The sequence below is a fragment of the Hymenobacter lapidarius genome (assembly GCF_001816145.1).
Lineage (GTDB): Bacteria > Bacteroidota > Bacteroidia > Cytophagales > Hymenobacteraceae > Hymenobacter > Hymenobacter lapidarius.
Map to the genome: position 1 here is coordinate 1 of NZ_MDZB01000116.1, position 20,187 is coordinate 20,187.

Below are 20,187 nucleotides of genomic sequence, written 5' to 3' on the forward strand. Positions count from 1 at the left end.
CCACCAAGCCCGCGGGCGCGGGCACGGGCCTGGGCCTGTCGCTGAGCCACGACATCGTGACCAAGGGCCACGGCGGCACCCTCACCGTGGAGAGCTGCCCGGGCGAAGGCACCGAATTTCTCATCACGCTGCCCGTTTAATCAGCATTCCAGTGAATTCCCGCGGAAACTGCTGGCGGCCACCGGGGAGGCGGGGCCGGGGTAGCTCCCGGAGATGGCGACGCTCTCGACGGAGTGCCTAACTTGCGCCTGCTATTTCTGCCTACTTTCTGCGATGGATAACGCCTCTGGTTACGGTGAACTTCTGTTTTTAGCCGTGATGGGCTACCTGCTTATTCGGGGACTGCGCAAGTTTCTGGATTTGCCCAACCGGCTGCCGCGGTGGAATAAGCTCCTGGACTACATCTGGGTGCCGGCCGTGGTGTTGTCCGTCGGTATTTTTGTGCTGAAGGTGAAGTCGGCGACGCTGCCCGATGCCTATTGGCTGTTTGTGCTGCTCACCATTGGGGCGGTGCTGGTTGTGCTGCGGGACTACCGCCCGGCCCGCTCCCTGCTGCTGGCCCTGGCCCCGTTTCTGCTCACCAAAATCATCGAGTACATCCTGCTGGGCTCCGACGGCCGGGTGCTAAAGCAGTACGATACCCTAGTAGACACCACCCAGGGTTTTTCCATTATCTGGCTGATAACGTTTATCATCATTGCGCGCAACCAGAAAATAACCCTGGAAAAAGAGCGGTTGCTGCGCGAAGAAGAAGAGAAGGCCAAGCGCCTGATTGAGGCCCAAAACGTGGAGTTGGAGCGGTTGGTGGTTGAACGCACCGCCGCCCTCACGCACCAGGCCGCCGAGCTGCGGGCCGCCCTCACGGACCTGCGCGCCGCCCAGGCCCAGCTGGTGCAGTCCGAGAAAATGGCCAGCCTGGGCGAGCTCACGGCCGGCATTGCGCACGAAATCCAGAACCCGCTCAACTTCGTCAACAACTTTGCCGACGTGAGCCTGGAGATGCTCGGCGAGCTGCGCGAGGAGCAGGCCCGCCCCCAGCGCGAGCCCGGCCTGGAAGCCGAGCTGCTCGACGACATCGCCCAGAACCTGCAGAAAATCCACCACCACGGGCAGCGGGCCGCCAGCATTGTGAAAGGCATGCTGGAACACAGCCGCACCAGCACCGGGGAGCGCCTCCCCACCAACGTCAACCACCTCGCCGAAGAATACCTGCGCTTGGCCTACCAAGGCCTGCGGGCCAAAGACAAGTCCTTCAACGCCACCCTCGTCACGGACTTTGAGCTCACCCTGCCCGAAGTAGAAGCCATTGCCCCCGACTTGGGGCGGGTGCTGCTCAACCTGTTCAGCAACGCCTTCTACGCCGTACGCCAGCGCCAGCTCACGGGGGAGCGGGGCTACATTCCCACCGTGTCCCTGAGCACGCGCCTGGTACAGGGCTTGGTCGAAATCCGGGTGCGCGACAACGGCCTGGGCATTCCGGAGGCGGTGCAGCAGAAGATTTTTCAGCCCTTTTTCACCACCAAGCCCAGCGGCGAAGGCACTGGCCTGGGGCTGTCGCTGAGCTACGATATCGTGACGCAGGGCCACGGCGGCACGCTCACCGTAGATTCGGAGCCCGGCAACACCGAGTTTCTGATTGGCCTGCCCGTTAATCAGGCGGACTAAAGGCGGTTTCCAGGTTGGTGTACTGGCAGCCGGCAGCAGCGCTTCGGGTTTCCGCGCCGGGGCATGGTGGCGGCAGTAGCGCAAAGCGGCGCTCCGAAAAGGGGGGGTAGCTATGCAGCAGCAGGCAGGTAATTGTTGAGTATCCGCTTTAAAACCACTCCGAGACGCCGCCCTTTTGCGGGCCTGCCTCACCATATTTCAGGGGCCCTTTGCAGCATTAATAAGCCCCGGACCGGCGCGTTTAGTAAACAAATTATACACTGCTTCAACATTAAATCCCATTGATTTGTCCAACTCGCGGCCTTTCCGGTGTTGCCGGGAGCGGCATTCTACCCAGTAAAGGAAGGTAACCGTTGCCGACTGAGATGCTGTAATTACACTTGGCTTATACCAGCATACCAAGCCTCTGTAGGGTGCAGTCCGACGGCAGGGCTAATTGCAAATTTTTCCTACTCTGCTTTCTGTTTCAGAGAACAAAAAAGCCGGAGCAAGGGTTATGATGTGCTTACTTTGCGGCAAATATAAGATATTGATAACCAGAATTTTGGATGGTGTACGGCCAGCTTTTCAAACTTATGCCCAAGCTATAGTATATTGCCAATTCTTTTTATACGAATTTTGTTTAATTGCATGTTCCGCTGGCTTAGCCTGTTGCTGGTGGTGCTGCTTGGTGTGGTAGCGGCGCCGGCACGGGCACTGCCGCCGCCGCCCCAAAGCCGGGCCATCGACAGCCTGCGGCAGCTTTTGTCGCTGCCGCAGACCGATTACGACCGGGTTATTTTGCTGTGTCAGGTCAGCGACCAGCTGTGGACACAGCGCACCGATTCGGCGGCGGTCTACGCCATCAAGGCGCTGACGCTGGCGCGGCGCGTGAACTACCGGCACGGCGAAGGCGAGGCCCTGAACCGCCTCGGCGCCGCGTTGCGGGAGAGCAATCTGGCTCGGGCTTTGGAGCTGTTTCAAAAGTCGCTGCGCATAGCCAGGGCCACCCGCGACCCGGCCCTGGAGGCGCAAAACCTGCGCAGCATCGGCATTATTTACGTGTACTTGCGCGACAAGCAGCAGGGCCTGGATTATTACTTCCGGGCCCTGAAAATTGGCCGGGAACTGCGCGACCAGCGCCGCATTGTCATCGAACTCAGCAACATTGGCCTGGCCTATGACCTGTTTAATGAGCTGGCCTCGGCCCAGGTATACCAGGAGCGGGCCCATGCGCTGGCGCGCCGCCTGCGCACCCCCACCAACTACATTTTGTATGGCCTGGGCAACGTGGCCCGCAAGCAGGGCCGGCTGGCCGAGGCGCGGCAATTCTACCGCCAAAGCGTTGCCGAATCGAAGAAAGTGCAGCACTTGCGCAGCCTCAACTTCGCATACGTGGGCCTGGCCACGCTCTACCAGACGTTGGGCCAGGCCGATTCCAGTATTTACTACGCCCGCCTGGGCGCGCAGGCCGCCCAAACCAACGGCTTTCTGCGGGGCGTGCTCAACGCCAGCACCCTGCTCACTCAGGATTTCAAAACGCGCGGCCCGGCTGACAGCGCCCTGAAATACCAGAGCCTGATGCTGGTGATGAAAGACACGCTTTTTGGCCAGGAAAAGGTGATGTCTCTGCAGCGCCTCAACTACCGCGAGCAGCAGCGCGCCCAAGCCGCCGCGGCCAGCCAGGCGGCGCTCAAGTCCCGGTACCGCACCTATGGTCTGGTGGCGGGCGTGGTGGGCTTGGTGGCTTTGGCCCTGCTGTTGTGGCGTCACGCCCGCCAGCAGCAGCGCGCCAAAGAAGCCCTGGAGCAGTCGCTGGCCGAGCTGAAAACCGCGCAGGAGCAGTTGGTGCAGCGCGAAAAAATGGCCTTTCTGGGCGAGCTGACGGCGGGAATTGCCCACGAGCTGCAAAACCCGCTCAACTTCGTGAAGAACTTCGCCGAAGTGAGCACCGAGCTGGTGGACGAAATAACCGGCGAGCACCACGCCAGCACGGGGCAGGGCCCGTCCCGCAACGCCGAGCTGGAACAGGAAATCCTGGCAGGGCTGAAGCAAAACCTGCAGAAAATCAGCCAGCACGGGCAGCGGGCCACGTCCATCATCAAGGGCATGCTGGAGCACTCGCGCACCGGCACCGGCCAGCGCGAGCTCACCGACCTCAACGCCCTGGTCGATGAAAGCCTGCGGCTGGCCTACCAGGGCCTGCGCACCAAGGAAAAAGACTTTACGGCGAAGCTCACCACGTCCTTCGATGCGTCGCTGGGGAACGTGCCGGTGGTGCCGCAAGACCTGAGCCGGGTGCTCATCAACCTGTTCACCAACGCGTTTCATGCCGTGCAGCAGTGCCAGCGCCAGCAGCTTGGGGCGGCCTATGCGCCCGAAGTAGCCGTGACGACGCAAGCCGTGCCCGGGGGCGTCGAAATCCGCATTCGGGACAACGGCACGGGCATGTCGGAGCAGGTGAAAGCCAAAATCTTTCAGCCCTTCTTCACCACCAAGCCCGTGGGCGAGGGCACGGGCCTGGGCTTGTCGCTGAGCCACGACATCGTGACCACCGGCCACGGCGGCACGCTGGCCGTGGAAAGCCGGGAAGACCACGGCACCGAATTTATCCTGGCCCTGCCCGCTTAACCCGCCGCAGGCCCTAACTTTGGTGTAACGCAACCCTTGAAAAGTACTCCCATGCAAATTCTGGTCGTTGACGACGAAACCGATGTGCGCGACCTGTTCCTGCAGCGGTTCCGGCGGGAAATCCGCAGTGGCGAAATGAGCTTCAGCTTTGCCTTCTCGGGCGAGGAAGCCATGACGTATATGCGTCAGCACAACTCCGAGGTGCTCATCATCCTCTCCGACATCAACATGCCCGGCATGAGCGGCCTGGAGCTGCTGAGCCACGTGAAGGAAGAATTTGAGATGCCGCCCACCACGATGATGATGATTACGGCCTACGGCGACGACCAAAGCTACCAGCAAGCCATGCAGCTGGGGGCCAACGATTTCCTGACAAAACCCGTGGATTTCGGCGCACTCAAAGAAAAATTAAGGCATTTGCTGCCCTAGCGGCATCCCTAACGCCCGGCACTTCGTCAAGCTAGTTGCGGTCCGATGCGCTACTTTCGGACCGCTGCTCCAACGCTATTATTATGAAGACGAAAATTCTGGTGGTCGACGACGAAGCCGACCTTGAGCTGCTCATCAAGCAGAAGTTTCGGCGCAAAATCCGGGAAAGTGTGTACGAATTTGTTTTCGCTAACAACGGCCAGGAGGCGCTTGACCGCATCTCGGAAAATCCCGATACATCCGTCATTCTCAGTGATATCAACATGCCGGTTATGGACGGACTGACCTTGCTCAGCCTCACCCACGCCCAGCATCCGGCCATGAAAACGGTCATCGTATCGGCCTACGGCGACCTGGCCAACCTGCGCACTGCCATGAACCGGGGCGCCTTCGATTTTGTGGTGAAACCCGTCGATTTTGCCGACCTGGAGCTGACCATTGAGAAAACCGCCGACCAAGTGCGCCAACTGCGCGACACGCTACGCGCCATTCAGGAAAACAACATCCTGAAGATGTACGTCGACGAAACGGTGCTGAATTTCATGACCCGGCCGGATTTTGAGAACCGCCTGCTGGCCAGCGAAACCGTGGAAGCCACGGTGGTTTTTCTGGACATCTGCGGCTTCACGGGCCTCGCCGAAAAGCTCGCGCCCACCGACGTAGTGAGCCTGCTCAATACCTACTTCGACCTGATAGTGAAGGAGATAATTGCGCAAAACGGCCACGTTGACAAATTTATGGGCGATGCCGTGATGGCCGTCTTCCGGGGCGAGCACCACCTTGACCGGGCCATCGACGCGGCGCTGTCGGCGCGCACGGTTTTGCAGCAGAGCAATGCCACGCTGCCTCCGGGCTTCGAGTACCGGCCCGAAGTGAGCATTGGCGTAAACACCGGCGAAGTCGTATCCGGCAACATCGGCTCAGCGTCGCTCAAGCGGCTGGACTACACCGTTATCGGTGATGTGGTGAACACGTCCCAGCGCCTGCAGTCGGTGGGCAAAGCCGGCCAGATTATCATCAGCGAAGCCGTTTACCTCAAGGTAAAGGAGTCTTTCCAGTGCAAGTTTGTGAGCGAAGTGAAGCTGAAAAACAAGTCACAACCGGTTAAAATCTACGAGGTAGTAGAGTAGCGCGCTGCACGACCGTCATGCTGAGCCTGTCGAAGCATCTCTACCGCTTCGTTGAACGGCGCCAGCCAACAACTTCGTAACAACATCTATAACTGCTGTACAACTGCTCTGGCAGCCATTTCCCGCATCTTCTCGTTTTGCAGCCGGATGCGCTGGCACAGCATCTTAAGGATGTTGCGCAGCACCTCGCCGCGCTCTTCCATCACGTCGTAAAAGTCCTCCTGGTCGAGGCGGAAGGCCAGCACCTGGCTCAGGGCCGCGGCGGAAGCAGAGCGGGGCTCGGTGTCGAGCAGCGCCAATTCCCCAAAAAAGTCGCCGGGCCCGAAGGTTGCCAGCTGCTGATTGCCGTTGAAAACACCCACCTGTCCGTCGTGCAGGATGAAAAGGGAAGTGCCAATGTCGCCCTTGGCAAAAATCTCCTCGCCTTCCTGAAAACTCACCTCTTTCATGATGGGCACAATGCTGCTCAGCACGTTTTCGGGGGTGTGGGCGAAGAGGGCAGTGCTTTTCAGGACCACCACCCGCTCCAGGGCGGACACGCGGTTTTCGGAGGAATCGGAGTGGCTCATGGGGGCGGGAGTAGTGGGAATGGGCAGCGGCTGGCCCGTGCGGTCGGCCAGGGCCAGGGCTGCCAGTTGGGCGCTTTCGAACAATAACGGCTTGGGCGACGCCAGATAAGGCCGCAGGATGGCGGCCGCGTCGGGCTCGGTGGGCTGCCAGTGCCGCAGGGCCACGCTCAGCGTCCAGGAAGTGAAGGCACTGTTGCCCTGGCGCAGCAGAAAGGTCAGGAACTGTTCGGGTTGAAGTGCCGCTGATGCAAGCACCAAGGGCGCCGCGAAACCATTGCCGTTGCTGCTCAGGCTGGCGCGCCGTGGCGTGCGCGCAGGCGCCAGCGCTGGCGTGAGGCCGGCGAATACCCGCGCCTTTTCCGCCACCGACGTATCGTCGAGCAGCGCCTGCAGCCCTTGGTAAATGAGCCGCGGAATCAGGTTATCAAGGATTTCCAGGGCGTTGGCCTGGCGCTCGCGGGCGGCGTGGGCCACGTTGCGCTGGGCAGTGGTCACCGATTCGGCATCGTAGAGCTGGGCCAGCAGGCTGAAAATCCGCTGGTGAAGCTGGGCCAATTCGTAGTCGATGGTAGCGTGCAGCGCGGGCAGGTTGGTGGCCACCAGCCCGCTTAGCAATTGGGATGCGAGCCGAAATTCATCCCCCAGCAGTTGCTCAAAGATGGGCGCGTCGCGGGGCTCGGCGGGGAACCGGCGCAGGGCTCGCAGCGCGGCCGTCCGGAAAAAGAGGTGAGTGCCCTGCGCCAGTTCCACCAGGGCCGCGCGGCTGGCGGGGGCGTTGAGGCGTTCGAGCACCGTCACGAGGCGGTGAATAAGCACGTCGGTGGGGTCGTGGCGCAGGGCCGCCCGCACCAGGGGTACCACGGTGGGGCCCAGCGCCACCAGGCTGTCGGCGGCCACCTGCCAGTGCCGCTTCTGGCCGAGGGCAAGGAATAAGTGGTGCGCCAACTTGAGGTGACCTACCGTGCCAATAGCCACGAGCGCGGCGTGCGGCGTTACGCCCGCATCGTCCACATTCAGGCTGCTTTCCACCAGGTTTTGCTGGGCTGCCTCTGGGAAAAAAGGAAGCAGCGCCAGGGCCGCCAGCTGCGCCGTGGGGGCCGTTTCATTTAACAATTTGGTGAGGCTGGCTTGCGCAGGCTCGTATTGCGGGCGGCTTTCTAGCGCGCCCCGAATGGCTCCCTGCCGGGCCGCCATATCGGGTGCCGCGAGCAGGATGGCCACGGCCGGGTCATTGGGGGTGGTACCGGCCAGCTCCCGGGCCGCGGCCTCGCGCACGGCGGGAGCGGCGTCGCGCTGGGCCAGGGCGCGCAGGGCTTCGGGGGGCAGGGGGCGCAGCTCGGGGGTGGCCAGCAAGGCCAGGCGCACCCGCTCGTCGGGGTGTTCGAGTAGGGAGGCAACGTGGCTGACGAGGGCCGCCGGCTGCCGCTGCCGGAGCCAGGCCATGGCGTTGAGAACTTCGGTGGCGCGGGGGCTGTGCAGGTGCGCCAGCACCACCTGTAGGGCAGCATCGGGCAGGGCCAGTTCGGCGGTTTCGGCAAAGCGGCGGCCCAGTCCTTCCTTAAGCTCGGCTAAATAGCTGCGGTAGGTGCGGGCCAGAAAAAGCAGCGCCGCCAGCAGCAGCGCCCCCATCCACACGAAGGGCGCCCAGCCATTAAGCAGGTTGGCGTAGCCAAAAACAAAGAACAGCAGGCCCGTGAGGCCCATGCCAAGCGGCTCATAAAACCCCTTGGCCAGGGTGTGGGCCGCCAGCCGCAGCTGCGGCGCCAGCGGCTGAAACAGCACCAGAAACACGGGGTCGAACACGGTGCGGCGCAGCACTTCCAGCAGCAGGTAGAGGCCGCAGAAATACACCAGCAGCCCCGTGCCAGTGTAGCCGCCCAGCAGCTGCAAGCCGCCAAAGCCGGCCAGGCCCAGCAGCGCCACGGCCGGCAGCAGCCGCAGCGACCATTGGACGCCGTAGCGCTCCAGCGCCTGCCGGCTCACAAGCAGCTTGAAGAACATGGCCGCCAGGTAAGTCAGGCTCAGTATCCAGCCCACCGACTGCGTGATGTCGGCCGAGTCGTGAAACTTGTGCTTCACGTTGATGAAAAACATGTACTCCACGCCAGTGAGCGCCGCCCCAATGGCTACCAGGCTCAGGCACATGGCCAGCACCAATTGGCTGCCGCCAAACAGCTGCCGAACAAGCTTAGTCTGCGGCCGTTGGGCCTGGCGTAGGGGCCGCGCCGCCGCTTCCACTACGTGGGAGCTTAGGGTGGCCCGCAACGCAAACAGCGCCCCCAGGTAGGCCGCAAACGACACGCCCAGCAGCACCGGCAGCTGCGCATCGCCGTGAATAAGTGCGGCCAAAACAGCACCCAGGGCCTTAGCCGGCATGTCGCCAGAGCTGATGACGCTAAAGAGCCGCTTGCTCTGCCGCACATCAAACACCACCGCCGACACGCCCCAGAACTCCAGGTTGGTGAGCAGGTAGATGACCCGGTAGCCGGCCATAATGGCCACCGCCGCCGCCACCGAATGGCCCACCACTACCAGCACGCCCAGCACGCCGGTGAGGACCACCACGGCCAGCAGCACCCGCACCGCCAGCTTTTTTAGCAGGTAATGGTGCTCAAAATAGGTGTAGATTTTGCCCACGGCCATCATGGCCAGCGCGCCGGCGATGTAGCCCAGCGGCAGGCTGTGCTCGGGGTCGTGCTCGAGCAGCAGCACGTTGGCCGCCACATACACCAGCACCGAGCCAATGCCCAGAAGAAAATTGTGCAGCAAAAACAGCCCCACGGTGCGGGTTTCGCTGGTCTTAATGCCAAACAGGCGCTGCAGGTATGCGGTAGAAATCATGCCAAAAGGAAGCCGGCACCACCGGGTGCGGCCGCCGCCAAAGATACGGGGCCCGCGAAACCAACACGAATTAGTTTGGCCGGGGCTCCGCCGTGGCTTTTCCCAAGCAGGGGGAGAGATAGCAAGCCCTGCTGAGCCGGCTCCATGGCGCTACGGGGCGGGGCTCGTTGCGGGCGCGGTGCGCTGGCCCAAGCCTTGGCTTAGGTTGGTGTACGGATGTAAGACGGAGTAGAGACGCAAAATATTGCGTCTCTACTCCGCACATGAAACTCTGACAACCAGACTCCGCCGCAGGGTTAGCGCTTTTTCATCTCGTAAATCCGCACGTAGTCCACCAGCATCTGCTGGGGGAATGCGGCTTCGTCGATGCCTTTCTGGCCGCCCCACTCGCCACCCACGGCCACGTTCAGCAGCACGTGGAAGGGCTTGTCCCAGGGCCAGGCCTGCCAGCCGGTGCCCTCGTTGCGGGCCGCGAAATACAGCTGGCCGTCAATTTCGGCCGTGATGGTTTCCGGCGTCCACTCAATGGCGTAGACGTGAAAGGCCGTGGTGGCGTCGGGAATCACCGTGACGCCGGTTTTCTGGTTGTTGGTCCGGAAATAGTAGCTCTTGCAGTGCGTGGAGGCGTGAATGACGTTGGGGTCGTAGCCCACGTGCTCCATGATGTCGATTTCGCCGTTGTCGGGCCAGCTTTTGTTGCCGTAGCCGTTCTGGTCGGGCAGCATCCAGATGGCGGGCCAGGTACCGCGGCCACCGGGAATCCGGGCCCGCACCTCAAAGCGGCCGTAGGTCTGGCTGCCGCCCTTGCCGCGCGAGAGCAGCCGGGCCGAGGTATAGGCATTCTCGGGCTTCAGCGCCTCCTTATGGGCTTCCACCACCAGGTTGCCGCCTTCTACACGGGCGTTTTCCAGGCGGTTTTTGGTGTAGTACTGCAGCTCTTTGTTGCCCCAGCCACTGCCGCCCACGTCGTAGCCCCACTTGGTGGAGTCGGGCAGGCCGGTGTAGTTGAACTCATCGCGCCACACCAGCTTGGCAAAGGTGTAGCGGGCCTTGGCCTTAGCCGGAGCCGCCGGGCCAACGGGGGCAGCCGCGCTCAGCAGCAAGCTGCTGAACACGACCACCGCCCGGGCCAGCGTGGCGAGGCCACGACTGCGCTTCCCGACCAAATTGATTTTCCCACCTACTCTGGTCGGCATGCGCACTGGTTGTTATTTGTACTGGTAGTACCGCACGTAGTCCACCTGCATCTGCTGGGGGAATACCGTGGAAGCGTCGGGGTTGCCGTCGAAATCACCCCCCACGGCCACGTTCAAAATCATAAAAAACGGGTTGTTGAAGGGGTAGCTGGCCCCGGCGGTGTCGGCCGTGCCGAAGGTGTAGTACAGCTGGCCGTCCAGGAACATGCGGATTTGGTCCTTGCTGCGCACCACCGAGTAAATGTGGTAGTCTTCGGAGAGGTCCACCGCCACGGTGTTGGTGGTGCCCTTCAGGCGGCGGGCACCTGCCCCGTCGGCGAAGTGCATGGTGGGCAGCAGCTCCTTGGGCCGGCTGCCGCGCAGCTCCATGATGTCGATTTCGCCGCACTTGGGCCAGTTGTTCTGGTCAATGTCGGCGCCCAGCATCCAGATGGCGGGCCACACGCCCTTGCCCTTGGGGATTTTGGCGCGGGTGTCGATGCGGCCGTACACGAAGGTTTGCTTGCCCTTGGTGAGCAGGCGGGCCGAGGTGTAGGCGTTGCTGCCCGACTGCTGCCGCCGCGCCTGAATGGTGAGGTTGCCGCCGTTTACGAAGGAGTTGTCGTTCGAATTGGTATAGTTCTGCAGCTCGTTGTTGCCCCAGCCGTTGCCGCCCAGGTCGTAGCCCCACTTGGTCTGGTCCAGGGAGCTGCCGTTGAACTCGTCGCTCCACACCAGATTGGTATAGTCGGCGTAGTTCTTGGCTTCCTCGTTCACCACCGGCGCTACGGGCGTGGTGGGCGGGGCGGTAGTGGGCGGCGTGGTGGCCTTCTCGGTGCAGGCCACCACGCCTAGGGCGAGTAGTAAGCCCGCGCCGAGCCGATAGTTGCGGAACACGCCAATGGATTGATTCTTCATAAATTAAGCAGCAATCGGTAGGTAAGAATAAGATGGCGAGCTATTTAGCAACCATTTTAATGGTGAACACGGTTCCGCCGTTCTGGCCACTGCCCGCGCGCAGGGTCATCTTCTTGTCGTCGATGCTCAGGATGCGGTACACGCGCTCCGTGGGGGAGGCGTCGGTGGTGCCAATGAAAGCTCCGTTGCGCGAGAGCGTGAGCTGCGCCAGGCCAGCGCCCGACGCGGGCCCGAACACGAACGGCGTGGTGCCGGTCTGCGGGGCCTGGCAGGTGAAGCCATTCGCCGAAAATGTTTCGGCTTTGGCGTTGTAGCTCATTACGTTGGCAGTGGTGAAGGTGTACTCGTCGTCCGACTGGCAGGCGGGCAACTCGCCTGGCTTCACCCCGGCAAAGTAGAGGCTCGGCGACGCTTCGGTGCCCACTACAATCGGGGCGTCGGCGGCGTTGTCCAGCATCCAGGTTTTGGAAGAGCCGCCGGTGAGCAGCAGGCTGAAGGGGGCCGTGGCATCGTAAGGCGCCAGCGTGATGATGGTGCGGGTGCCGTCGGGGTTGGTGCCGCGCAGGCGCAGGCGGGTGTCGGTGGCATCCAGGATGTCGTAGGTTTTGTTGGCCACCGAGTCGGGCAGGCCGATGAACGCGCCTCGGCCTTTGAGCACAATCTGCGGGTTGCCGGCGGCATTGGGCCGGAACACAAAGCTGCCGCCCCGGTTGAGCGACGAGCCGCAGGCGCCGTTCCGGAACGTGGCGCCGCCGCTTTCGTAGTTCACCGTGAAGTTGTTGCTGAACGCAAACTGGTCGTCGAGCTGGCAGGCCGGCAGGGTAGTTGAAGACGAAATCTGCACGCCCGCGGCGGTTTCGCGCACAATGGCGCCGGCCGCGTTATTGAACGACCACACCCGGGTGCCCGAGCTCGCGCAGCCCACCAGCTTGTTGAAAGAGGCGTTGGTGCAGGCGTCGGGGATGGTGACGGTTTGCTTGCTGGAGATGTTCGTGCCGCCTTTGCCGGCCGTAATCAGCTCCACTTCGTAGGTGCCGGGGCGGGTGTAGGTGCGCTGCACCGTGGGACCGGAGGCCACGGCATTTTCTCCCAGAAAATTGTACTGGTACAGGAATCCGTCCTGGCTGGTGCTGGTGAAGGTGACCACCGTGGGAAACTCCGTGGTGTTGACCTGGAAGGTGAAGGACGACGTGGGCACCGCGCCTTCCAGCTGGTTGTCGTCGTCTTCTTTGCTGCAGGAGGCCAGCAGCAGCGGGGCCGCCAACAGGCCCAGGGCCATTATACGTGCTATATTTTTCATGGAGATATTCGAGGAGAAGATAAAAGAAGCCGGGCGCTTAGTAGCCCGGGTTTTGCTTCAAGCCGGTGTTCACGTCCAGCTCCGACTGCGGCAGGGGCAGCACGATGTTGAAGGGTTGCACGCCGCGGTAGCGCAGCAGCTCGCCGGTGCGCTTCATGTCGAACCACCGGTCGTTCTCAAACGCCAGTTCGTACTTGCGCTCGCGCCACACCGCTTCTTTGAAGGCCTGAGCGCCGAGGCTGGCCGACAAGTCGCGCGGCGAAGCTGCGTTGATGGGCAGGCCAAAGGCCCGGCGGCGTACTTTGTTGATGGCTTCCCGGCCTTCGGCGGTGGTGCCCGCGGCCTCGGCCAGAATCAGGTACACCTCAGCCAGGCGAATCACCGGAATGTTGAGCTCCGAGTCCCAGATGTTGGTGTTCACCTTGCCGATGAACCACTTTTTTACGCCAAAGCCGTTGGGTGAGCCAGGGAGAGAGTTTGGCTGCACGCGGCCGTCGGGGTACACGTCGCCGGGCTTCCAGATGGTCACGTCGCGGCGCAGGTCGCCGGCCTCGTAGCCGGCCACGAAATCAGCTTCGGGAATGTTGAAGCCATAGCCACCCTGCGGCACAATGCCCTGGCCGCGAGGGCCGAAGAACTCATTGCCCACAAAGCCCAGTCCATCGAACGTGAACTGATTGCGGCCCGAGATGAAGCCTATTTCAAACAAGGCTTCTTTGCCGTACTCGTTGGCTACCTTGAAATTGTCGGCGTAGTTGTCCCACAAAGCCTTGCCGCTGGAGGCAATCACGGTGCGGGCCTGCGTGGCCGCCTCCGGCAGCTTGCCTTCGGTGAGGTACACTTTGGCCAGCAGCGCGGCGGCTGCCCACTTGGTGGCCCGGCCCAGGTCGTCGCCGCTGTACGAAGCGGGCAGCTTGGCAACGGCATCGAGCAAGTCCTTTTCTATCTGCGCGTACACCTGCACCACCGGCGTGCGCGGCACGTTCACTTCCGCCAGCGTGGTGGGCGGCACCGTCAGCAGGGGCACGTCGCCGAAAGCCCGCACCAGGTCGAAGTAGTACTTGGCCCGCAGAAAAGAGGCCTCGCCGATGCTGCGCTGCTGAATGGCCGGGTCAATCTGCATGGCGGGCACCTTTTGCAGCACAATGTTGGCGCGGCCAATGCCCACGTAGCAGCCGCCCCACAGGCGGCTGGTGAGCGGGTTGGTGGCCGGAATGCTGCCGTAGCGGTCCAGCTGCTGCTGCTCAATGCCGTCGCCGCCGCCGCCGCCGCCGGTGCTCGACAGGTCGGAACCGATGTCGCCGATGCCCCACAGGGCGTAGTTGTACTGCCCGCCCTTGCCCAGCTCGCTGTACACGGCATCGGTGGCCTGAATGGCGTCGGTGGTGGTCTTGTAGAAGTTGGCGTCCGTTACCTGGTCGGTGGGGGCTTCGTCCAGGAATTTCTCGCCGCAGCTCGTGAGCAGGCCCAGCGTGAGCAACAGGGTGCCGCCGGCGTATTTCGTGATTATAGACATTGCAAGGAGTGATTTAAAGGATTAGAAACCCAGGTTCAGACCGGCCAGGAACACGCGGGGCTGCGGGTACACGCCCAGGTCCACGCCGCGCGAGCCCACCTCCGGGTCGAAGCCCGAGTACTTGGTGAGCGTGAGCAGGTTTTGGCCGCTCAGGTACAGGCGCACCTGCTTGCCGCCGATGCGGTCGGTAAGGGTTTTGGGGAGGGAGTAGCCCAGGGTCAAGGTTTTGATGCGCAGGTAGGAACCGTCTTCCAGGTAATAGCTGCTCACCTGCAGGTTGCCGTTGGGGTCGCCGGCAATGGCGCGGGGCACGTCGTTGCTGGTGCCGGGGCCGGTCCAGCGGCCCAGCACACGGCTGCTGCCGTTGCTGTTGCCGTACAGGGCACTTTCCAGAATGTAGCGGTTCTGGTTGTAAATCTGGTTGCCCTGCGAACCCTGCACAAACACGGTCAGATCGAAGTTCAGGAAGCTCAGCGTGTTGTTCACGCCGTAGGTGAAGTCCGGGTTGGGGTTGCCAATGAAGGTCCGGTCACTGGCGTTGATGACGCCGTCGCCGTTCACGTCTTTGAAGCGGAGGTCGCCGGGCGCCGTGCCCGACTGCTGCACGGCGTGGTTTTTCACGTCCTCCGGCGTCTGAAACAGGCCGTCGGCCACGAAGCCGAAGAACGAGCCGAAGGGCTGGCCCTCATCGTAGCGCACAATGGTGCCGCTCAGGCCGCCCAGGCCGTTGTAGGGGTCGCCCACGCCCAGCTTATCCAGCTCGGTTTTGTAAGCCGATAGGTTCAGGGTGGTGCTCCAGGTGAGGCCCGTGCCGCTGCCCTGAATGTTGCGCGAGGTCAGCGAGAAGTCCACGCCGCGGTTGTAGGCCGAAGCCGCGTTGCGGTTCACGCTCTCGAACGTGCCTGACACCAGCGATACCGGCACCGGCGCAATCAGGTTCGGCGAGGTGCGGTCGTACAGGTCGATGCTGCCTTCGAAGCGGTTATCCAAGAAGCCGAAATCAATGCCAAAGTTCGTCTGGTTGTTGTTTTCCCAGCGCAGGTCCGGGTTGGCCAGGCGCGTAGGGGCGGCCCCGTTCACAATGGTGCCCGCGGGCCCGAACGGATACTGAATGCCCGAGTTCACGGCAAACAGGTAAGCGAAGCGGCCGGCGTTGTTGGGGTTGCCCACCCGGCCGTAACCCACCCGCACTTTCAGGTTGCTCACCACGCGGTTGCCCTTCAAAAACTCCTCTTCCGAGATGCGCCAGCCCGCCGACACGCCGGGGAAGAAGCCAAATTGCTCGCCGGGAGGAAAATTGCTGGAGCCGTCGTAGCGCGCAATGGCCGAAAACAGGTACTTGCCGGCGTACTCGTAGTTGAGGCGCGTGAAGTAGCTAGCTAGGTGCGACGCTGGGTTGATGGTGCTGGCGTTGGCCAGCTGGGTGTTAACGGGGCCGGAGTTGATTACCTGCAGGTCGTTGCGCAGGTAGCCGGTGCGGTAGGCCTCCACGTTGCTGAAGTTGAACTCCTGCGCCGACTGGCCCAGCAGCGCCGTCACCTGGTGCTTATCGCCAAACAAGTGGTCGTACGTCAGGGTGTTCTCAATCAGGTAGCTCGGCGCGTACGACGACGTGGCCGTGGCCCCGGCCGACGCCTGGGTGTAGCGCGTGGTGTAGGTGTCGGGGCCTATCCGCAGCTCCGGCACCCCGGGACGGAACGCGTTGAAGTTGTCGAAAATGAAGTCAAAGCCGACATTCGTGCGGAAGCGCAGGCCTTTCAACGGCTCAATCTCGGCGAAGAAGGTGGACAGGGCCCGGTTGCGGGTGAACTTCTGGTTGGCAATGGTGGCCGAAGCCAGCGGGTTTTCTTCAATGAAGTTGTCCTGCTGGCCGCGGGGCTCATAGTAGTAGCCGTCGGGCCGGAACACCGGGATGATGGACGGAATGCGAATGGCCTGTTGCACCGTGCCGTACTCGCCGCTGTTGGTCGTAATCTGGCGGTCTTCCAGGTGCGTGAGCGATATGCTGTTGCCGAACTTCAGGTACTTGTTCACCTGCACGTCGCCATTGGCCCGCAGCGTAAACCGCTCAAAATTAGACCCAACGATGGTGCCGTCCTGCTGGAAATAGCTGCCCGACACCGCAAAGCGGGCCTTCTCGCTGCCCCCGGTGGCCGAAAGCGAATAGTTCTGAATAGCGGCTTTGCGGAATACTTCGTCCTGCCAATCGGTGCCCGCGCCCAGGGCCTTGGGGTCGCGCAGGCGCGGCACCACAATGGGTTGGCCGGCTGCGATGCGGTTCTCGTTGTTGATAACCGCGTACTCCTCGGCCGTGAGCAAATCGAGCTTGCGCCACACCTGCTGCACGCCGCGGTAAGCGTCAAAATTCACCGTAGAAACCCCGGCCTTGCCGCGCTTCGTGGTGATGAGCACCACGCCGTTGGCGGCCCGTACGCCGTAAATGGCGGTAGCCGACGCATCCTTTAATATGTCGATGGATTCAATGTCGTTGGGGCTGATGGCGTTCAGCTGGTTCTCGCCGCCCTCGGGCAGCGGGAAGCCGTCGAGCACGTACAGCGGGTTGTTGTTGCCGGCCGAGGTAATACCCCGCACCCGAATGGACGTGCCCGAGGCCCCGCCCGGCGCGCCACCGTTGGAAGTAACCGTGACGCCCGCCGCCCGGCCCTGCAGGGCCTGGGTAGCATCGGCCACCGGCTGCGAAGCAATTTCCCGCGCCGAAACCGACGACACGGCGCCCGTCACGCTGCCGCGCTGCTGGGTGCCGTAGCCCACCACCACCACTTCGGTCAGCTTCTGAGTGTCCTCTTGCAGGGAGATGTTCAGCACGCCCGACGTGGCCGAAACCACGGCGGTCTGCGTGGTGAATCCCACAAAGCTGAATACCAGGGTGCTGCCCTCGGGCGCGTTCAGGCTAAATGCCCCGTCGCCGTTGGTGGAGGCGCCCAGCGTGGTGCCGCGCACCAGCACCGTCACGCCGGGCAGGCCCGAGCCATCGGGCCCCACCACGCGGCCCGATACGGGCACATCGGCCGCCGTACTGGCGCGCAGGTGGGCTGGTCCGGCCGGAGCAGCCATGGCCACTGCGGGAAACCCGCAAGCTAGCAGAACCGCGGTGCGGCGTACCAGCGCAATCAAGTAAAAATTTCGCTTCATGGTGGGAAAACTGAAGGTGATAAGCGAATGGTGAAGAACTTAAAAGCAGAGAAAGGGTGAGCCCGCTGGCTATTTAGGCGGGGAAGCTTCGGCCGAAGTGGTCCCGGGCCGCGGGGTACGGTTGGTGGGCGTGGCATTGCCCGTGGCTCCCGTGGGAGCGGCAGCGCCAGGGGCCACAGCGCCGCCCACGTAGCGAAACCGGGCCGACTGCGAGCCCACGCGCAGGGTAAACCAGCCGGCTTCCAGCTGCGGGCGGCCCAGGCCGTCGGGGTAGCTCAGGTCGGTGAGCGGGTTGATGTCGAAGGTGAGTTCCCGGCTTTGGCCGGCGGTGTAGGCCTGCTTCTCAAAGTGCTTGAGCAGGCGCACCGGCCGCGTGATGCGGCCCACCTCGTCGGTCAGGAACCACAGCACCGCTTCCTGGCCGGCGCGGGCGCCGGTATTGGCCACGCGCACGGTGGCGCGCAGGCGGGCGGCGGTACCGGTTAGCACGGTGTCGCTCAGCGTGAGGCCGGAGTAGGCATAGGTGGTGTAGCTCAGCCCCTCGCCAAACTCCGTGAGCATGGAGCTCTTGTACTTGGCACCGCGTTGCTCGAAACCAGCACCGAAGTCGCTCAGGTCGAGGCTGTTCTTGTTGTTGTCGTGGTGGTAATTGGAGATGTGTCCGGCAAACTGCGGGTACGTGAAAGGCAGCTTGCCGCTGGGGTTGGTCTTGCCGCTGATGATTTCGGCCAGCGCCGTACCGCCGCCGTAGCCCGGCAGCCCCGCCCAGATGATGGCCGTAGTCGCATCGGCCACGCTCCGGATAATGCCCGGCCGGCCCCCAATCATGAGCAGTACCGTGGGTTTGCCGCTGGCCTGCGCCGCGCGCGTCAGCTGCTGCTGGTCGTCGGGCAGGGTCAGGTCCGAGGAGTTGCCCAGGCCTTCGGTGTAGGGCCGCTCACCCAGGGCCAGCACTACGGCATCAGCTTGCCGGGCGGCAGCCGAAATGCTGGCTAGCTGCATTTTGCCCTTGGCGTCGCGGTAGGGCAGGGTTTCTACTTTGGCGCCGGGAAATTCTTTGCGCAGCGCTTCTACCAGCGTGGGCACGTCCTTCGGGTAGGCGGCTTCCGGGCGGCCCTGCCAGGCCAGCGTCCAGCCGCCCGACAGGTTGGCCCGCGACTCGGCCGATGGGCCCACCACCAGCAGGCGCTTCACGCGGGCCGGTGCCAGGGGCAGGGTGTTTTTGTCGTTTTTCAGGAGCACCACCGACTCGCGCGCGGCGGCCGTGGCCTGGGCCCGCAAGGCCGGGTCGCCGATTCGGCTGAGCCGGTCGGCCCGGGGCATGGGGTTCTCAAACAGCCCGATTTCGTCCTTCATCTGCAGCACGCGGCCCGCCGACAGGTCGATGCGCGCCTGGGTCAGGCGGCCTTCCTGTACCAGCTCTTTCACGTACTGGCAAAAGGTGGTGGTGTAGGGCGTCATGGCCATGTCCACGCCCGCGTCAATGGCCATCCAGGTGGCTTCTTTCTCGTTGGCGGCCACTTTTTGAATGCGGACCAGGCGGATAATATCTTCCCAGTCGGTCACGGCCACGCCCTTGAAGCCCATCTGGTCCCGCAGCAAATCCGTGAGAATGGCCCGGGACGCGTGCACGGGCTCGCCGTTGATTTCGCCCGAATTAATCATAATGGATTTCAGCCCGGCATCGATTGCGGCCTGAAACGAAGGCCGGAAGAACTCCTGCAGCCGCTGGTCGGGGATGAGGGCATTGGTGCGGTCCCAGCCGTTGCGTGGGTCGGAGTAGCCCAGAAAGTGCTTGCCGGAGCCGGCTACTTTGTAGGGCGCTATCTCCTTGTTGTTCTGGAGCTCCCGCACGAAGGCGGCGCCCATGCGCGACGCTACCAGCGGGTCTTCGCCGTAGGTTTCGTAGAAGCGGGGCCAGTAGGCGTTCACGCCCAGGTCCAGGACCGGCGCAAACACCCAGTGGTGGCCCAGGTCCGCCGACTCCAGCACCGTAGCGCGGGCCGTTTGCCGGGCCAGCTCGGGGTTGAAGCTGGCACCCAGGTTGATGTTGTGCGGGAATATGGCCGTGCCCGCCACGTAGCTGGCCCCGTGCATGTGGTCGATGCCGTAGATAATGGGGATGCGCAGACGCGACTCGCGCAGGGCAATGCGCTGCAGCGCGGCCGAGTAGCGCACCCATTGGGCGGCAGGTACGGCCTCCCCGTTAAGGAAGGAGCCAATATGAAAATTCCGGACCAGCGCGGTGGCTTTCGCTGAGTCCAGCACCACATCTTTTTGCACGCCGGTGGTATTTATCACCGAAATGTTGAGTTGGGTCATCTGCCCAATTTTCTCCTCCAGGGTCATGTGCGCCAGCAGTTGCTGCACGCGCGGACCAAAGCCTGAAGCTGCTGGCGTGGCCACAGTGGTGGCCGTAGGAATAATGGTTACTGTGGCCGGTACGGCGCCGCGCTGGCAGGCAGCCAGCAGGGGCAGTGCGAGCAAAGCGGTACGTGACGCTACCAAGCGCAACGCAACCGACGACGGCGAAGGAAATATAGCCGTAGCTAACCGGGCAATAACGGAGTGAAATGGAGGCATTGGGCAAGTGGGAATGCCCAAATATAGAAGCGTGTGTTTGGCAAATGCAACCTAGAAAGCCCTTGCTGTGCCATGTGAAGGGCTTTTTTGAAGCAAGTCACGCAATTGCTTATACGCTTGCTGCACACGAATCTTTACTGCTATCTACCCTGCCAGGGCTGCCGCCGGGTTTTTATATTTCATGGCTTTTGGCTAAAAAACAACAAAAAAAATCGTCCGAATCCAAAAAAAAGACACAGTAGCAGTCAGTTACCTCAAACCTTCACCAAATACGGGTTGTAATGGGTTCGGTAGCAGA

13 protein-coding genes are annotated in these 20,187 nt (G+C 62.5%); 6 read left to right on the forward strand and 7 right to left on the reverse strand.

Going from position 1 to position 20,187, the window contains the following annotated elements:
• From BEN47_RS22505 to BEN47_RS12685, 5 genes are all read left to right on the forward strand, one after another.
• On the forward strand, positions 1 to 140 hold a 140-nt coding region (locus BEN47_RS22505; protein ID WP_139147374.1), incomplete at its 5' end, for an ATP-binding protein.
• Positions 141 to 273: 133 nt separating this feature from the next.
• Positions 274 to 1,665 carry a sensor histidine kinase gene (locus tag BEN47_RS12670; protein ID WP_070728775.1) on the forward strand — a complete coding sequence of 464 codons (1,392 nt, stop codon included), beginning with the start codon at positions 274 to 276 and terminating at the stop codon, positions 1,663 to 1,665.
• Positions 1,666 to 2,295: 630 nt separating this feature from the next.
• Positions 2,296 to 4,275 (forward strand): tetratricopeptide repeat-containing sensor histidine kinase, encoded by a 1,980-nt coding sequence (locus tag BEN47_RS22165; protein ID WP_070728776.1) that lies wholly within the window; start codon positions 2,296 to 2,298, stop codon positions 4,273 to 4,275.
• 51 nt (positions 4,276 to 4,326) lie between these two features.
• Positions 4,327 to 4,704 carry a response regulator gene (locus BEN47_RS12680; protein WP_070728777.1) on the forward strand — a complete coding sequence of 126 codons (378 nt, stop codon included), beginning with the start codon at positions 4,327 to 4,329 and terminating at the stop codon, positions 4,702 to 4,704.
• Positions 4,705 to 4,787: 83 nt separating this feature from the next.
• Entirely contained in the window at positions 4,788 to 5,834 is a 1,047-nt protein-coding gene (locus BEN47_RS12685) for an adenylate/guanylate cyclase domain-containing protein (protein WP_070728778.1), read from the forward strand.
• 86 nt (positions 5,835 to 5,920) lie between these two features.
• Here BEN47_RS12685 and BEN47_RS12690 read toward each other — a convergent pair whose 3' ends face one another.
• The 7 genes from BEN47_RS12690 to BEN47_RS12720 all read right to left on the reverse strand — a co-directional run bounded on the left by BEN47_RS12690 (position 5,921) and on the right by BEN47_RS12720 (position 19,793).
• The gene (locus tag BEN47_RS12690) at positions 5,921 to 9,244 is read right to left on the reverse strand and encodes a cyclic nucleotide-binding domain-containing protein (RefSeq protein ID WP_070728779.1); all 3,324 of its coding nucleotides are present in this window, start codon (positions 9,242 to 9,244) and stop codon (positions 5,921 to 5,923) included.
• Positions 9,245 to 9,540: 296 nt separating this feature from the next.
• Entirely contained in the window at positions 9,541 to 10,440 is a 900-nt protein-coding gene (locus BEN47_RS12695; RefSeq protein WP_083322388.1) for a glycoside hydrolase family 16 protein, read from the reverse strand.
• Between the two features lie 12 nt (positions 10,441 to 10,452).
• The gene (locus tag BEN47_RS12700; RefSeq protein WP_070728780.1) at positions 10,453 to 11,337 is read right to left on the reverse strand and encodes a glycoside hydrolase family 16 protein; all 885 of its coding nucleotides are present in this window, start codon (positions 11,335 to 11,337) and stop codon (positions 10,453 to 10,455) included.
• Between the two features lie 40 nt (positions 11,338 to 11,377).
• Positions 11,378 to 12,637, reverse strand: coding sequence for a hypothetical protein (locus BEN47_RS12705; protein WP_070728781.1), 1,260 nt, complete (start codon positions 12,635 to 12,637; stop codon positions 11,378 to 11,380).
• A gap of 37 nt (positions 12,638 to 12,674) precedes the next feature.
• On the reverse strand, positions 12,675 to 14,153 hold the full coding sequence (locus tag BEN47_RS12710; RefSeq protein ID WP_070728782.1) for a RagB/SusD family nutrient uptake outer membrane protein: 1,479 nt from the start codon (positions 14,151 to 14,153) through the stop codon (positions 12,675 to 12,677).
• A gap of 21 nt (positions 14,154 to 14,174) precedes the next feature.
• A complete protein-coding gene (locus tag BEN47_RS12715) occupies positions 14,175 to 17,306 on the reverse strand; it encodes a SusC/RagA family TonB-linked outer membrane protein (protein ID WP_070728783.1) in 3,132 nt (1,043 codons plus the stop codon).
• 69 nt (positions 17,307 to 17,375) lie between these two features.
• Positions 17,376 to 19,793 carry a glycoside hydrolase family 3 N-terminal domain-containing protein gene (locus BEN47_RS12720; protein ID WP_158011000.1) on the reverse strand — a complete coding sequence of 806 codons (2,418 nt, stop codon included), beginning with the start codon at positions 19,791 to 19,793 and terminating at the stop codon, positions 17,376 to 17,378.
• A gap of 86 nt (positions 19,794 to 19,879) precedes the next feature.
• On the opposite strand from BEN47_RS12720, the gene BEN47_RS21790 reads away from it, so the two are divergent.
• On the forward strand, positions 19,880 to 20,131 hold the full coding sequence (locus tag BEN47_RS21790) for a hypothetical protein (RefSeq protein ID WP_125921657.1): 252 nt from the start codon (positions 19,880 to 19,882) through the stop codon (positions 20,129 to 20,131).
• Positions 20,132 to 20,187 lie beyond the last annotated feature (56 nt).